Origin of the sequence: Moraxella sp. ZY200743 (genome assembly GCF_050885545.1) — a bacterium.
GTDB classification, from domain to species: Bacteria; Pseudomonadota; Gammaproteobacteria; order Pseudomonadales; family Moraxellaceae; genus Moraxella; species Moraxella haemolytica.
Window position 1 is genome coordinate 1,472,052 of the sequence record NZ_CP091313.1, and the last position, 14,831, is coordinate 1,486,882.

The following is a 14,831-nucleotide window of genomic DNA, read 5'->3' on the forward strand; positions in this document are numbered from 1 at the left end:
ACATCTTTTGTGTATCATGCACTGCCAGATTTATTGTTGGCATGAGTAATGCATTGTACATGACAGATTGGTTCAAGTACAACATAGCCCATCGTATTCAAGGCAAGTTTTTGTTAATTCGATGTTTTAAAATGAGCAAATAAGGAATTTATGCATAAACCTTAAATAAAAAAGCATGATCATAAACAAAAAAATAATAGCTGACTATTATTTTTATTTTGGTTAATTTTCGTGAAAGTTTTTACTGACAAATAATTACAGAAAAGATAAATTAATACAAAAGGACTTTTTTATGGATTGTATTATGATGTTACGCTCAATTTGCCTATCAAGCATTCTACTATTACCAAGTTTTGCCCAATGCAAATTCTGATAATATTGATGTTTCTGTTGGATTAGAAACCTATTTTGAGAGATATAAAGAAACTTCAGACGGTATGCCTTTCATACAAGAAGATGCAAAAATGCTATCTTTAACCAGCAAGGTATCATACATCACCAATCGTCAAGACGCCATTTCAGTATTTGGCAGGTATTCGCTAGGGAAAAGTGATTATGTCGGAACCTTGCAAAATCAAGAATTCAGCTCTTTAAGAATGAACGATCAAAAGCGTTCTAGTGGTCAAATTGGCATCAATTATACACACTACCTAATCTACCCACAACCAAAAAGTCGGTCTTACTGCCGGTGTATCATCTCGTTTTTTAAAAGATCATTTAAGCACCAGTCAAAACGCCTTGGGTTATTTACGAATCAATAGAGCAGTTTTTTACAACTTGGTGCTAGTCTCTCGGACGACATTAATTCAAAGATGGCTTATAAAGCCGATTTGATGATCAACCCAACCATCCGAGCAAAACAATATTCAATCATCGGCGGACATACCATCCCCATGAAACAAAAAGGTGGGTTTGGGGTGCAAAGTAGCGTACTACTAAACTATAAACTCAACGACAAAAGACAAGTTGAATTTGGTCCTTTTGTAAGATTCTGGAAAGTGCCTGATTCAGAAGAAGTGATGTTTTATGGCATACCTTTTGACAAACCCTCCAACTCAACTTATGAAGTGGGCGTTCAATTAAATCATTATTTTTAAACACCCAAAAGCTCAAAATCCAGTCAAATTCCGTTCAATTATCGCTATTGTATTGTGATGATTTTTTATCCATCATAGTGCAATAGCGACATCCATGCTTTTTAAATAAGCCGTAGCCAAACAAATAATCGCATTATCTAAGATTGGCATATACCACCTTGATGAGGTTGAAAAGATTTGTTCAGTGTTTTAAACCAACCTTACCCCAACCAGTCAACAACTCACTCTTCTGCACGAAAGTTTTTACCCAAAGTTTTGCCCACACCCTGATAATGACGAAAATTATAAATCAATGGTTACCATTTGACAGGGTCAATTTTATGATCATCCATTATCAGCTTCTCACAAGCATGAACCTGCAAAATTTTTAATTCAATAATGGCATAACCATCTCTTTTACTGATATAGATTACTTTTGATTCAGCTTGTAATGGGCATTCTTTGATACGAGATGGCTTTACTTTGATTAAATTTTCAGCTGTAAACCCACCCTTTTTAAATTTATCATCACAAAATTGATATTCCGACTTTTGAAAATCAGGTATAGGGTTTTTGGCGGTTGTAGGAGCGATATTTTCTATTTTTTGCCAAAGTGTTTCATCGGGCAAATTGAATACCACCTCTGCACAAACACTCAAATTTTCAAATGCCTTGCCTTGTGTCCCAAGTCCAATCACCACATTATCACCCAAGCACCAACTGGACAAAATGGGCGTGATATTAGACGCACCATGTTCATCGCAAGTGGTTAATAAAACAACAGGAAAGCCGTAATAAAACATCTTGGGTAAAATTGGTTGATGCATAGTGTTCCTTACAATCATCTTCTTTTAAGATTGTCATCATCAAAGAGTGGCACGCCCATCAAAACAGATGTTGCATCGCTGTTTGTTCTTGATGTATTCTGATGGCCAAGATAACTCCATAAATAGGCAAGCCCACAACCAAGACCCACCACGCCTGACATAACAACGCAATACCAATCAGTTCAGGGATAACATTTAAAAAATAATTTGGGTGCTTAAAAGTTCTAAAAATCCAAGAGTGATTGATGGTATGATTCGGCAAGATATATACTTTCACAGTCCAAATATCGCCCAACTGCTTGATGATATAATACAAGACAAATAAAGACAAAGTAACAATCAACGCCCCTAACGCAGATACCACATCAAACTGTACTTGATAATAATACGCACTCCATAAGGCAGTAAAGTAATACAAGATATGTGCCGCAGCCAAAACCTTTGAATTTCTTTCTCCGACTTGCTTTGCACCCAATGCAACCAACTTTTTCTCATTATTGATTGATATTTTTAAAAACGCCAAACGCACAATAAAGAATGCAAGAAAAAAACAAAAAATTAATAACACACCCAACCCCTAAATAATTTAAAGTCATGAATATATTTCATAATACATGATAGCTAACTCAAATTCATCATGAGTTTTTATCATCAAAAATATCATCAAAAATCCTACCGATCGCAATCCGCCATTACAATATCAATACTTGCCAAATAAATAATCGCATCCGATACAAGCGAGCCATTGATGACCGAAGGCATTTGTTGCAGATGGGCAAAGGTGGGCGTGCGAATGCGTGTGCGATAGCTCATCGTTGAATTATCCGATACCACATAATAGCTGTTTAATCCTTTGACGCCTTCTACCATACACGCCGACTCGCCTGCTGGCATTACAGGCCCCCACGATACCGACACAAAGTGGTTGATAAGTGTTTCAATGTCTTTTAAGGTTCTATCTTTAGGTGGTGGTACAGCCAGTGGGTGTTCGGCTTTATATGCCCCGCTTGGCATATTATTTAGGCATTGCTTAATGATACGCAAAGACTGGCGAATTTCTTCAATCTTAACCAAACATCTGTCATAAGCATCGCCGTTATAAAACACTGGCACTTCAAAGTCAAAATTTTCATAGCCTAGATAGGGGCGTGCTTTACGCAAATCAAAGTCCACACCAGTTGCACGCAGACCTGCCCCCGTTACGCCCCACGCTAGAGCGTGCTTGGCATCGTATTGGGCGACAGCTTGGGTACGACCTTTGAGTACTGTATTGGTCATAGTCGCCTTGTAATATTCATCAATGCGTTTTGGCATCCAATCCAAAAACTCTCGCACCAATCTCTCCCACCCATTGGGCAAATCCATCGCTGTACCGCCAATTCTAAACCACGCAGGGTGCATACGATAGCCTGTTACCGCTTCAATGATGTCATAGGCTTTTTGGCGGTCGGTGAACATATAAAACACAGGCGTCATACCACCAGCATCTTGAATAAATGTTCCCCAGTAAAGCAAGTTATTCGTAATCCTAAACAGCTCACTCATCATAATACGAATGGTATTGGCTCTATCAGGCACACTAATACCGGCTAATTTTTCCACCGCCATAATATAAGGCAATTCATTCATCACCCCACCCAAGTAATCAATGCGGTCGGTATACGGAATGTATGAATGCCAAGTTTGGCGTTCTGCCATCTTTTCCGCCCCACGGTGATGATAGCCAATATCGGGAATACAGTCCACAATCTCTTCGCCATCTAGCTGTAACACCAAGCGAAACGCCCCGTGTGCTGATGGGTGGTTAGGACCGATATTCAAAAACATAAAATCTTCATCACGCCCTGAGCGTTTCATGCCCCATTCTTCTGGCATAAAACGCAAATTTTCTTGCTCGAATTGTTGTTTGGCGGTATTTAAAAAATATGGCGTAAATTCAGTCGCCCTTGCGTGGTATTCTTTACGCAGCGGATGTCCTTCCCAGTATTTGGGCAACAAAATCCGTGTCAAGTGCGGATGTCCATCAAACACCACCCCAAACATATCCCACACTTCTCGTTCATACCAGTTGGCATTGGGGTAAATTTGCGTAGCACTTGGAATGCTTTCGCCCTCAGCAAGTGCCACTTTAATGCGAATGTCGGAGTTTCGCTCCAAGCTCATCAAATGATAAAACACGGTAAAATCGCTGGCTGGCTGTCCATGGCGGTGCTTGCGAAGTCTTTCATCAATGGCGGATAAATCCACAAGCATCACAAATGGCTTGGGCAATTTACGCAAGTACATCAAGACATCAAGCACTTGCCCACGCTCTGCCCAAACGGTGGGAATGCCGTCTGCGGTTTCTTGGACGACAAGCCCTGAAAATTGGACGTTTAATTCGGTTAAGATTTCAAAATCGTGAATGTGGTGAATGCTCATAATACCAACTTTTTGTTTATGTTTGCGATTACTAAAATTTAAGTAAAATAAAAAAATTGCATCGCCAATGTCTATATTTTTAAAAACTAAAACATAATTGAGTGAGTAAAATGATTAATAATATAAATTAATAAATACTCTCATTAAACATTATCCTCAGTTTATTTTCATCAATATCAGATGTTCCTCCAACTAAGCACACCAGAACAGGGCAAGTCAGCAAATCTACTGTTACAGGCATTATGTCATTCGTGAGAATTTTAGCCTGATAAAAACTAGGTAGACTTTGAATTTTTGACAGGAATAGTTGCTCATCTAATTTATTTTCCTTTTGGTAATTAATTAAAAATACTACTTTGGCTTGACTGATAATTTTTGAATAAAATATATTGTCTTTCGTTTTTCCATAGAACTGTGTCAAATCTTTCTTTAAATAACTATGGACACTTAATTCAAGTAAGCTCTGTTGGTAACATTTTTCAAAAACAATGGGTGCAACCCCTCCGTGCAATCTTGCCCCCATTTCAATCATTACTGGATTAATATAACCATTGGTACTTGATTGTGCCAATAGCTCCATATGCACCGCCCCAAATTTGACCTCTAATGCTTTAATGCATTGTATTGCATATTGAATTATGGCTTGATATTTTTTACTCGCAATATCCAACATTTGCATATTTTCATAAACAAACTGGCTACCATTGTGATAACCTTTTTTATAAACACACAAACTACAAATAAAAATGTTGTCATCTTGCACAATCATATCTACAACAAATTCATCACCAGCTTCAAATGATTGCAAAATGTAGTTGTCATTCTTTATTCCTAACGCATTAACTGTTTCCCAATTAATGTTTTGTATATGATTAGATAGTGTTGTCTTATTTTCAAAAAACATTACACCATCGCTACCTGCCGAATTTACAGGTTTAAGAATATAGCCACTTGCACTTTCAAATAAATCTTCATCATTACAATGAATAAGTTGACTTTTAATATGCTTCAACCCATTCTCTTTCAAAGCGTTTTGCATCACAAATTTATCTCGGCGTTTTAAGCTACTTTTTACGGGATTTCCTGTTACGCCAAAGTATTCTGCTAATTGTTCACCAACAATAACGCCCGTTTCTGCACCAATTACAACAGCCAAAATCTCATCTCTATGAAATTTTTCCTTACATTCTTGAACCGAATAAATTACTTTATTAACAAAATAAGTATTATCAAAACTAAAATAGTTCATACTCATATCAGAATTAGCAAGTACCGCATAGCATTGATGTCCTAATTCATAGAACTTTTGTGCGTACAATGCACCAGTAGAAAAAGGGTCTACAATCAAAATTTTGCCTTTAACCATAATTGCACTCCTAGTTGGTAGAGATTTTGTTTGCGAAAAGTACACTAATATAAAATACAATAATAATAAATGCCACTAATGGTAAAAATATTTGGGAAATATTGATGTTCTGTACACTGGCTAATATGTATCCAAATAATAAGCTAGCACCTGCTTGAAATATGGTATAAAAAACAGCACTACTTTGACCAATAAAATTAGCTTGCTCTATATCTTTTGCCAATAAAGATAATTTTTCCCTTATCAATATCCTAATACTATTGATAAAAAATCCAATAAAAAAACATATTGCTAGTGATAATATTTTCATATTTGACATAACAAATATTAAATCGGCAAAAATTAAGCATATTGCCATTACCAAGCAATGTTTTGTATTGCTTTTTAGAAAAACTGCACAAAAAGCACCTATGCCAGCAAAAGCACTGGATAAACCAAAATCTTGGGCAGTCCACTGTTTGATTTCTTGAAATATAATCGGTGTGGTTAAATTAAAACTGGTAATATGAATGCCAATAAACCCTAGTATAAAGCATAATAAGTAAATATTTTTTTTATCCAACAAGTCAAGTTGATTTACAGATTGCTTTTCATTCATTTGAGTTTTATTCTTTATTTGAGCAAAACTACCATTTTTCGCCCAAATCATAAAGATAATAGCAAATGAAATATCTATTAAAACAATACTTGTCATAGAATAAAAAAAAGATAAATGATTTAATAGCATTCCCCCTATCATTGCTCCACCAAATGCACCAATCTGTATAACAGTTTGCATATATCTTGATGCTTTGTTTGCAGAAACGATACCATCTACAACAAGATAATTATTATAAGTCTCATAATTACTTAATATACTAACACTCAATATTCCAGATATTAACGCAAGACCAATAAAACTATAAACAGATGTATTAAGTGCTGACAAAACAAAAACAATGGAATAAAATAAAATGCGTGAAAGCATTAAATGATGAGCCGAAAGAGACAATAAATTAATTTTGGAAAACTTTTTTAATATAAATGGGACAATTGTACTAATGCACAATATCAATCCAAGCATTAAAGGATTTTTGGTTATCTTATAAGACAACCAAATTACCATAATCAGTAATGCCATATCACTAAAATAAAAGACAATCAAAGCACCGTAGAATTTTCTCAAGTCCATAGTCTTTGCCTCATTTTATTTCTTATGATGTCTTTCAAAAGAAAGTGGGCATTGCATAGGCTCTTTTCATCATTGGTAACAGACAACATTATTGAACCCACTCCAACTCTCCAAGCTGATAATGACCAAGTAAAGGACTTCTGGAAATTAAATCGTAATTATCTATATTTTTTCTTATCCGCTCTCTAATAGCATAACCTACTTCATCATCTCCTGCAAAAACATCAAAACGCTCTCTTGGATTAATAACCAAAACCAAAGTATCACACAAATTTCTACTTAACCTTAAATGATGATTTGGGTGGCTAGCATTAATAAAAATCTGAACTCCGTGAAAGCACATTGTCCAAAACTCTTGGTTGGGATTGAGTGGAATTTCTCCCACCCAAGATTTTTCATCATTATCAATCAAGTATTGCAAGGCTTGAACAAAAATGTCTTGATAGTCTTTGGTTTGACTATGTCCTTGCACAGGTTCAAATACAACTAACAATGGGTAGGCTGTATTAAATTTCCCATCCCAAACCGACATTGCCAATTCTAGGTAATTTTTTAAACCCTGTGCAAAACACTCTAAATCATATTGAGCCTTATCTCGCACATAAGCTATCGGTAAAAATTTTACCATACCTTGTGCAAATGCCTTACGAGCAAATAGACACGGAAATAATGCTTTTTGTTTTGCATTATCACCATTAAATCTTTCTAAAATTTGTCTTCCCATATCGCCTAGCTAACCTTGCATTTTGGCTATTTCAGACTGAGAGTATAAAGTATTATTCATTAACAAATCCCCATTCTATTATGACCGTAAGATTAATTTCCAAATCCAATGACACAAGAAAGTACTCACATTGCAGGATATAACATCACTCCACCCCATCAGGACTTTTTAAATTCTTAACAAGAATGCGTTCGGCATTTTTTCTATCCCGCTCTGGGGTCATAATTGGCTGATAAATGCCTTGGTCAAGATGAATACCAAGCGGTCGGCGTTCTTTGGTAATACTCTCTTGCAATAGCATAATCGCCTGAATAAGTGCTTCTGGGCGTGGCGGACAACCGGGGATATAGACATCTACGGGCAAAATTTTATCCACGCCCTGCACCACCGAATAAATGTCGTACATACCACCAGAATTGGCACACGCCCCCATTGAGATGACCCATTTGGGTTCGAGCATTTGCTCATACAGTCGCAAGATGACAGGTGCCATTTTGACAAAACAAGTGCCAGCGACAATCATCACATCAGCTTGACGAGGACTGGCACGAATCACTTCCGCCCCAAAGCGAGATAAATCATGCACTGCTGTTAAGGTTGTGGCATACTCCACATAGCAACAGCTTGTACCAAAGTTAAACGGCCATAACGAATTTTTACGCCCCCAGTTGGCAGCGGCATGCGTAAGGTCAGACAGCTTACCCAAAAAGATATTTTTTTCAACTTCTTCTTGGGTGATATCATCCACCACTTGGCGAGTGGTGTGGAGTTCTTGATTGCCTTGTTCTTCGGCACGAGTTAAGGTGTATTTCATAGTGGTCTTTTGTCAATTAAATATCTACTAAATTAAGATTAACAATTTGTTTATTTATCTTTTGGCATGCCCTTGGCTGTCGTCTTGATACCAAAAATACAACAGATAATCACCAATCTAACAAAGGCGAGATTTTGAAGTATGATTGCCATCATAAAAAACGATGGCAAATATCAAAAAAGAAGGTTAATCCGATAATTGCCAAATTTCATTCAATTAATTCCCTTAATCAAATTTTTGCGTAGTAACTCGTCCTGTGTCATTGATGTGGTCAATGTTTGCCATATCCTGCTTGTCTTTTTCAAGCACCGCCTGCAAGTCTTTTCGTCCTGAAAAAATCCGTCCAGACGACTGAGCAGGCACTTTACCTGTGGGGTCGGTGTGCAACTCATCAATGGTGGTAAAGGCTGTGATGCTCGCCAGATTAAAATCATCAGGACGGTGTAAAATGCGTGGCTTTTTGTCTCGCTTATCAGCAGGTGCCCAGTTCATCGCCCCAAGTTTCATCTCATAAAGCAGGCCAATAAACAAAATGCCAATAAAGGCAGCAGCAGCCATAAAACCTGCCCAACCCACTTCACGCACACTCACTGAATAGGCATATAAAAATAAGGCTTCTAAATCAAAAATCACAAAAAAAATCGCCACCAAATAAAATTTGGCGGATAAGCGAATGCGTGCCGAACCAGCTGGTAACACACCTGCTTCAAAAATTTCGTGTTTTTGTGAACCACTTGACTTACCCCCAAGCAAGCGAGGCACGACAAGCATAAAGATAACCAACCCCAAAGCGGCTAGCAAATAGACGATGGCTGACCATTCGGCTGACATAATCACCCCTGCGTGATTTCTGAATAAACATTCAAGGATGGTCAAGACCTTCTGACGCACCCAATTTTGTGGCGTATTATACCACATTTCAAATAAATACTCATGACCGATACCAAATATTTTAACAACTTTCCTTGTCAATCTTTAAAAATATATAAAACCAAACACCGCCTAAACCCCACCACAATAAACCAACCACACACTCTGCAATAAATGGGACAATTCAAAACGATGTGGGATAAGTTAAGATGGACCAAATTGTAAGAGAGTTACACTAGATGCAACAAGTTGAGTGGGATATAAATTTTAAGTTTTGGGAAAAGACAGGTAAAAATACCTGTCTTTTTTCTTGCCTTATTTTAACACATAAACTGGCGGGCGGGTTTTTAGGTGCCAGATGTCAGGGCGGATAGGGCAACCTCCATTAACCGTCTATCGCCATCGCTTTGTAATTGTCCATCAGGGGAAACGGGTAAAAATGGGCGAGCTGGTAGCGTTACTGATTTAACTTTTGCAAAGCCGTTTGGCGTGGCAAAGACAAGATGGGATTTTTGTTTTGGGGTGATTGTGCCACCAAAATGATGAATGCGGGCATAAATCATATTTGTGCCAATGGTGGCGGTTGTACTGCTTGCCGAGCTTGTAACGCTGTCTTTTAGCTCGCCTGTTTTGGTTAGGGTTTTGCCATTACCAAAGGCTTTACGCACCCACGCCTGTCCGCCAAAGGCTTCATTTTCAAAGTTGTCAGCGGTCATTGTCTCTAATTCCGTGGCAAGTCCTTGCATAATGACACGGCTATTACTGGCATTTCTTAATAATTGAGCCAAAGTGCTGTGGGCTTGGCTGTCGTCTAGGTTGATAATGAGCATTGGCAAAGTTTCCTAAGTTTGGTATAATGTGGATATTCTGCAACGAGTCCTGCGTGGGCGGGGGGGAGTAACACACCTAGGTGTGCCAGTTCGGTTACGGTTCGAGTCCGTCAAAGTTGCAGATTTTTTTTATTGGATTTTGGCAAATACATTGCCATCAATAGACCCTTTAATGCTGTTTAAATCTTGATAAAACCCACTTATCACTTCCGCCCCATTCTTGGTCATCTGCACCGTCAGTTTAATCACTTTATCATCAGGCATTTTATAAACAAGCAATAAATTGTTATTTTGGGTGTCCCAAAGCTCCCAATCAGGCTTGCCAAACTCACGCACAATTTTTTGTAGTGCCACTTCGTCCAAAGCGTCATTGTGGGCGGTGGGCGGTGTATTTTTACGACCTGTGATAACCTTATCACGAAAACCCACCACAGGCGATAGCTCGTCCAAATCAAGCCCTTCTTTCTCTGCCAATTTTTCCAATGACTTTTGGGGCAATATGCCCACCCCGTAAGTCCGCCCTTGTACTTGCCCATTGATTTGTGATTGTCTGACCCACGCCAAAAACCCCGCCACTCGCACATCAGATGCCATATCTTTGGCAATCTCTTGCAAAGCGTGTTGTTGTCCTAGGGCTTGTTTGGCTTTGTCATACCAAAGTTTATCAAACAAATGACTGGCAACAGGACTACCGCCAAAGCCATTTTCGCCCAAAACTCGCTCATCATTGCCTTGTGTAATGCCTACCTTGTCGGCTTGTTTTGCCGTGATTGCCTTAACGGTACATCGACAACCAAAGCCATTTGGCGGATACGAATGCGACCAAAAGGGGTCGTCGTGGGCATAGACCGCTCCGTGCCTTGCCGAGTGGCTAGGGCGGGTGCGACTATCTAGGATGGCAGAGTATTGCCAATAGGGGTGGGTGTGAGCCGCTTCTTTCATTCGCTCGTATTTGGCACTCATCACAGCCGTTCGGCGGTTGGTGTGATAAATGGTTCTAAGGCGACGATTTGACCCTAATTTTACTTGTTCAAGCTGACCTGTTTTGGGATTTCTTGCCAGCGTTTCACCCCACCAGCCCTGACTTATCAAATAGGGCTTAATGGTATTTTCAAAGCCCTTGTAGCCCGTGCCGTCCGTCATTGCCTGCTCTATCGCTTTTTTGGTGGCGGAGAGCATATCAAGAGCGGTCATTTTGGCGACTGTGAAACTTCGTGCGTGAGCCAAAGCGTGCGTGTCCGTCCAATCCCAACCGATGTGCAAGCCTTTGGATTTTAAATGCTCAATGGCTCGCTCAGGTGGCATATCAAACAGAGCTTTTAGTTCTTTGTTTGTGAGTTTATCAATGCTATTCATCTTAATTTAGCCCCATTTCTTCTTGGGTTTGTAGCCGTGAGAGTGTGTCAGCGATAAACAGCATTTGGGTCAGCTTGTCTTGGAGTTCATCAATGTTCATTTTGGGATAAAGACTGGCTAATTTTTCCAAAAGAACCGTTTCATTGTCTAAATTGACGCTATCCAAAGCGGTAAAATCATCTAGCATTTGCCCCACTTGGGCGGTTAAATCATCATCACTTGGCACGCCGATTGCCAATTTGTCAGACAAATCGCCCTCTGGTGCGAAGGATTTTTCACTAAAATTGGCGGTGGCTGGTACGGTGTTTGTAGGCATTGGCTTGGCATTTAGGGTAAATTCATCGGCCGATAAATTATAAGCCCGCTCATAATAGCTTTGGGTAAACGACACGCCAAGAGCGGTCAAAATCTGGTCTCGCTCTGCTAGGGTTTTATCGCCTATTTCGTCTTCATACAGGACAAATTTGGGTGGACTTACCTTGTGAAAATTGAGCTCACAAATCCACAAAAGAAGCGTATTAAAACAGCTCTCTACCACTCGGCAATCATTATCACGAATGTCTTTTGTAACGGTAAGCCCTGCCATTGCCGAAGCGTGGCTAGTGTCTTTTTCGGTGGTTTGGTCTTGACCCAGTAAGGCGATGTTAATCTCGCTACGGCAATAACGGATAAAGTCATCAAATACCTGCGATGAGCCTGTTTTGCCTGTGGCTTCTTTGATTTCCACGCTACTGTCGTTAGGGATTGTCGCTACCGCATTGCCCATTAAGTCTTCTAGGGCGTCAAGGAGTTTATTGGTATCATCATCGGTATTGGAGCGAGGCTCGTGTCCGATAATCCAAGGCGAGCCAAACTTTTCGGCAAACTCCGCCCAGAACTTTAAACCGCCACGCTTAAAGACGGTCGCCCAATACACGCAAGACAGCTCGGCTGTACCGTAGGGATTTGTGAAACTGGCATTGTTGGTGGGGCAAAGAATTTTAAAGGGTGGTGGCGTGGTCTTGGTAATACCATCAATCAGCAAAAGCTCGCCATCAGCGTCAAAGCCTGTCCATTCTTGGGGAATGGCGATGAGTTTGACAGGTGTCCAAACACCATTTTTAAACTGCCAAATCACTTCAATGGGCTGATAGCCATACAACACCGCCTCTAAAATCTGCCCAATCAGCCCATAAATGTCTAGGCTGTCAAAAATCTGGTCTATGACGGCTTGCTGTTTGTCAGACAAATCACTGTCAAGGCGGTAATTTAAGCCCGCCACACTTGCCTTACGACGGCGTACCGCCCCTGCCACAATGGGGTCAATCAAAAGCTCACGATACGCAGACAAGCTGGATTTACCCAGCCGTCTTAGGGTAATGTCAGGATTTGGGAGGATTTGGCTAAATCCATATAACCCAAAATAGCGGTGGGCGGTGGCGATTTGGGTGGAGAGTTCTTTTTTGTCCAGTTGTGGGGCTTGGTTTTGGTTTGTCATTTAAAATCCTTGGGTAAGTTTGCTTTTCTTTTTAGGGTTTCGGCTAGATACTCGCACTGTGCCTGCATCATTGCTTGCTCCATATAGAGCCAAAAATAACGCCCAAGCTCGATCAGCATGTCCGCTATTGTCACTTTCAGCGATAAATCTTGGTGTGCCTGTCGGGGAGGTTACTTTTTTAAGTTTGTGCAAATCAGTTCGCAAGGCGGTGTCGCCCATTGGAATACGCACTTGCTTATCTTCAAAGGCCTGTTTGCCTGTGGTGGCTAAGACTAGCTTGGTGGAACTGCTAAAAATCACACCTTCCACACGGCTTGACCCATAGCGAAACTTGGCATCTTCCACGGGTTTCTCGCCAAGCCCTGTCTGGTCAATACAGCATTTGACGACACGGTAATTGTCAAATACTTCATCAAGCAGTGCGTCCTGCTCGGCAAAGCTAATACGCTTCCTTGCAATGATTTGCCTTGTCCAAAATACATCGCCCACCTGCTCAACTACCCAAATCACAAATAAGTCATTTCTAATGCCAATGTCCACGCCAACAAAGCACGCACCGCCCGTGTAATTATCCATATCGCCAGCATTGGGGTGTTCTACACTGTCAATCAAATCATAAGACAGCCAAGCGGACGCTTCGTCCAACCATTTAAGCTCATATTCTTGTTGCCAAGCATCATCGTCATTTAAGCCTTCTTTTAATTCATCAATGTCTCGTGGCAAGCCGTCTGCCACGGCGGTATAAATGTCAGCGATGTGGCGAGACCACGCTTTATTATTTAAATCAGTCATCAGCTCATAAAATTTATTACCCTTGCCATTGGGCGTTGAGACCACACGCAATTTAAAACCAGCACTAATAACAGGAAATAGAGCTTTCCAAATGGTGCGACTGTCAGCGTGAAAGGCGAACTCGTCCAAAAAGACATTGGCACTAAAACCACGAGCGGTGTCGGGATTGGCGGGCAAGGCGGTAATTTTACTACCACCTGCTAAGATGACTTCAAGGGCATTGGTAGTGTTATCAAAGGGGACTTCTAGGACTTCGCACGCCATACCAAAGGCTTCAAGGTGCTTTTTAATGCCTTCGTTCATCGCTTCTTTGGCTTGGCGTTCGCCCCTTGACAAGATAACCCAACGAGCCTTTTGACCTTTACTTTCTTTGTCCAGACAGTCGAGTACAATTTCAAGTGTGGTGGCAAAAGTCTTGCCTGTTTGCCGTGCAAACATACCAACTTTAAAACGACTGTTGTCATTTAGCCATTTTTGTTGGTAAGAATATAAGACGATGGCAGGGTCTTTGTTTGTGGACTTTGTCATTTTTTTAACCAATTTAATTTAAACCAACCTTTAGCCAATCAGTCCATACACTTCGGTACGAATGCGTTTTAGGGTATGTTCGTCTAGCGTGCCTTGTTTGCTTTGGGCTTCTAGTTTTTCAAAGGCTTTGTCCATATCTGCTTTGAGCTTGTTTTGGAACTGTTTTAGTCTGGTACTGGCGGTCATCAAAGGGGCGATATTTTTGGAAACTTTGCCCATTAAATCAAGTCTTGCTACTTCATCAAGCTCGTTGTTGGATAATTCGCCAATGGCAATTAGAGCGTCAAACACTTCGGTTTGTAGCATGGCAATGACTGCCTCAGAGCGAGTGTCGCTCTCATCAGACGCACCCTCGGCAATCAGTCGTGCCGCCTCGGTGCTTGCTTTGATACTGGCAAAGCGTTTTTGCACCTTTGAGCCGTAGCGATGGACGGCACTTCGGCTGATTTCATAGCCTTGCGATTTTAGCCAGTCGGCAAGTTCGGTATAGTTGCCAAAGCCATTGTCGGCAAGTTTGCGTTCTAACTCGTGGCGGACAATCTCTGGCAACCGCTCAACACTGCTTCTTTGTGCCATACC

At 40.4% G+C, this 14,831-nt stretch carries 14 protein-coding genes; 1 reads left to right on the plus strand and 13 read right to left on the minus strand.

Annotation, left to right across the window (positions count from 1 at the left end):
• Positions 1 to 833 precede the first annotated feature (833 nt).
• Positions 834 to 1,097 (plus strand): hypothetical protein, encoded by a 264-nt coding sequence (locus L3D27_RS07120; RefSeq protein ID WP_432480765.1) that lies wholly within the window; start codon positions 834 to 836, stop codon positions 1,095 to 1,097.
• Positions 1,098 to 1,393: 296 nt separating this feature from the next.
• Here L3D27_RS07120 and L3D27_RS07125 read toward each other — a convergent pair whose 3' ends face one another.
• From L3D27_RS07125 to L3D27_RS07185, 13 genes are all read right to left on the minus strand, one after another.
• Positions 1,394 to 1,903 (minus strand): hypothetical protein, encoded by a 510-nt coding sequence (locus tag L3D27_RS07125; RefSeq protein ID WP_432480766.1) that lies wholly within the window; start codon positions 1,901 to 1,903, stop codon positions 1,394 to 1,396.
• Positions 1,904 to 1,961: 58 nt separating this feature from the next.
• Positions 1,962 to 2,471, minus strand: a complete 510-nt coding sequence (locus L3D27_RS07130) for an isoprenylcysteine carboxyl methyltransferase family protein (protein WP_432480767.1) — start codon at positions 2,469 to 2,471, stop codon at positions 1,962 to 1,964.
• Between the two features lie 104 nt (positions 2,472 to 2,575).
• Entirely contained in the window at positions 2,576 to 4,327 is a 1,752-nt protein-coding gene (gene nuoC, locus L3D27_RS07135; protein WP_432481893.1) for an NADH-quinone oxidoreductase subunit C/D, read from the minus strand.
• Between the two features lie 124 nt (positions 4,328 to 4,451).
• Positions 4,452 to 5,690 carry an ATP-grasp domain-containing protein gene (locus tag L3D27_RS07140; protein ID WP_432480768.1) on the minus strand — a complete coding sequence of 413 codons (1,239 nt, stop codon included), beginning with the start codon at positions 5,688 to 5,690 and terminating at the stop codon, positions 4,452 to 4,454.
• A gap of 10 nt (positions 5,691 to 5,700) precedes the next feature.
• A complete protein-coding gene (locus L3D27_RS07145; RefSeq protein ID WP_284673054.1) occupies positions 5,701 to 6,861 on the minus strand; it encodes a hypothetical protein in 1,161 nt (386 codons plus the stop codon).
• A gap of 88 nt (positions 6,862 to 6,949) precedes the next feature.
• Positions 6,950 to 7,585 (minus strand): YqcI/YcgG family protein, encoded by a 636-nt coding sequence (locus tag L3D27_RS07150; protein ID WP_432480769.1) that lies wholly within the window; start codon positions 7,583 to 7,585, stop codon positions 6,950 to 6,952.
• A gap of 145 nt (positions 7,586 to 7,730) precedes the next feature.
• Positions 7,731 to 8,399 carry an NADH-quinone oxidoreductase subunit B gene (locus L3D27_RS07155; RefSeq protein WP_284673056.1) on the minus strand — a complete coding sequence of 223 codons (669 nt, stop codon included), beginning with the start codon at positions 8,397 to 8,399 and terminating at the stop codon, positions 7,731 to 7,733.
• Positions 8,400 to 8,624: 225 nt separating this feature from the next.
• A complete protein-coding gene (ndhC, locus tag L3D27_RS07160) occupies positions 8,625 to 9,230 on the minus strand; it encodes an NADH-quinone oxidoreductase subunit A (protein WP_284673057.1) in 606 nt (201 codons plus the stop codon).
• Positions 9,231 to 9,616: 386 nt separating this feature from the next.
• On the minus strand, positions 9,617 to 10,099 hold the full coding sequence (locus L3D27_RS07165) for a phage virion morphogenesis protein (RefSeq protein ID WP_432480770.1): 483 nt from the start codon (positions 10,097 to 10,099) through the stop codon (positions 9,617 to 9,619).
• Positions 10,100 to 10,228: 129 nt separating this feature from the next.
• On the minus strand, positions 10,229 to 11,455 hold the full coding sequence (locus L3D27_RS07170) for a phage head morphogenesis protein (protein ID WP_432480771.1): 1,227 nt from the start codon (positions 11,453 to 11,455) through the stop codon (positions 10,229 to 10,231).
• A 1-nt stretch (position 11,456) separates the two neighbouring features.
• On the minus strand, positions 11,457 to 12,932 hold the full coding sequence (locus L3D27_RS07175; RefSeq protein ID WP_432480772.1) for a DUF935 domain-containing protein: 1,476 nt from the start codon (positions 12,930 to 12,932) through the stop codon (positions 11,457 to 11,459).
• Positions 12,933 to 14,252 (minus strand): terminase large subunit domain-containing protein, encoded by a 1,320-nt coding sequence (locus L3D27_RS07180; RefSeq protein ID WP_432480773.1) that lies wholly within the window; start codon positions 14,250 to 14,252, stop codon positions 12,933 to 12,935.
• A gap of 30 nt (positions 14,253 to 14,282) precedes the next feature.
• A complete protein-coding gene (locus L3D27_RS07185) occupies positions 14,283 to 14,828 on the minus strand; it encodes a DUF3486 family protein (protein WP_432480774.1) in 546 nt (181 codons plus the stop codon).
• Positions 14,829 to 14,831: the final 3 nt, after the last annotated feature.

Coding starts and splice junctions, on each gene's coding strand:
- L3D27_RS07125 (WP_432480766.1), bottom strand. CDS start 1,903: ATGCATCAACCAATTTTACCCAAGATGTTTTATTACGGCTTTCCTGTT.
- L3D27_RS07150 (WP_432480769.1), bottom strand. CDS start 7,585: ATGGGAAGACAAATTTTAGAAAGATTTAATGGTGATAATGCAAAACAA.
- L3D27_RS07185 (WP_432480774.1), bottom strand. CDS start 14,828: ATGGCACAAAGAAGCAGTGTTGAGCGGTTGCCAGAGATTGTCCGCCAC.
- L3D27_RS07165 (WP_432480770.1), bottom strand. CDS start 10,099: ATGCTCATTATCAACCTAGACGACAGCCAAGCCCACAGCACTTTGGCT.
- L3D27_RS07120 (WP_432480765.1), top strand. CDS start 834: ATGATCAACCCAACCATCCGAGCAAAACAATATTCAATCATCGGCGGA.
- L3D27_RS07175 (WP_432480772.1), bottom strand. CDS start 12,932: ATGACAAACCAAAACCAAGCCCCACAACTGGACAAAAAAGAACTCTCC.
- L3D27_RS07140 (WP_432480768.1), bottom strand. CDS start 5,690: ATGGTTAAAGGCAAAATTTTGATTGTAGACCCTTTTTCTACTGGTGCA.
- L3D27_RS07155 (WP_284673056.1), bottom strand. CDS start 8,399: ATGAAATACACCTTAACTCGTGCCGAAGAACAAGGCAATCAAGAACTC.
- L3D27_RS07170 (WP_432480771.1), bottom strand. CDS start 11,455: ATGAATAGCATTGATAAACTCACAAACAAAGAACTAAAAGCTCTGTTT.
- L3D27_RS07145 (WP_284673054.1), bottom strand. CDS start 6,861: ATGGACTTGAGAAAATTCTACGGTGCTTTGATTGTCTTTTATTTTAGT.
- ndhC (WP_284673057.1), bottom strand. CDS start 9,230: ATGTCAGCCGAATGGTCAGCCATCGTCTATTTGCTAGCCGCTTTGGGG.
- L3D27_RS07180 (WP_432480773.1), bottom strand. CDS start 14,252: ATGACAAAGTCCACAAACAAAGACCCTGCCATCGTCTTATATTCTTAC.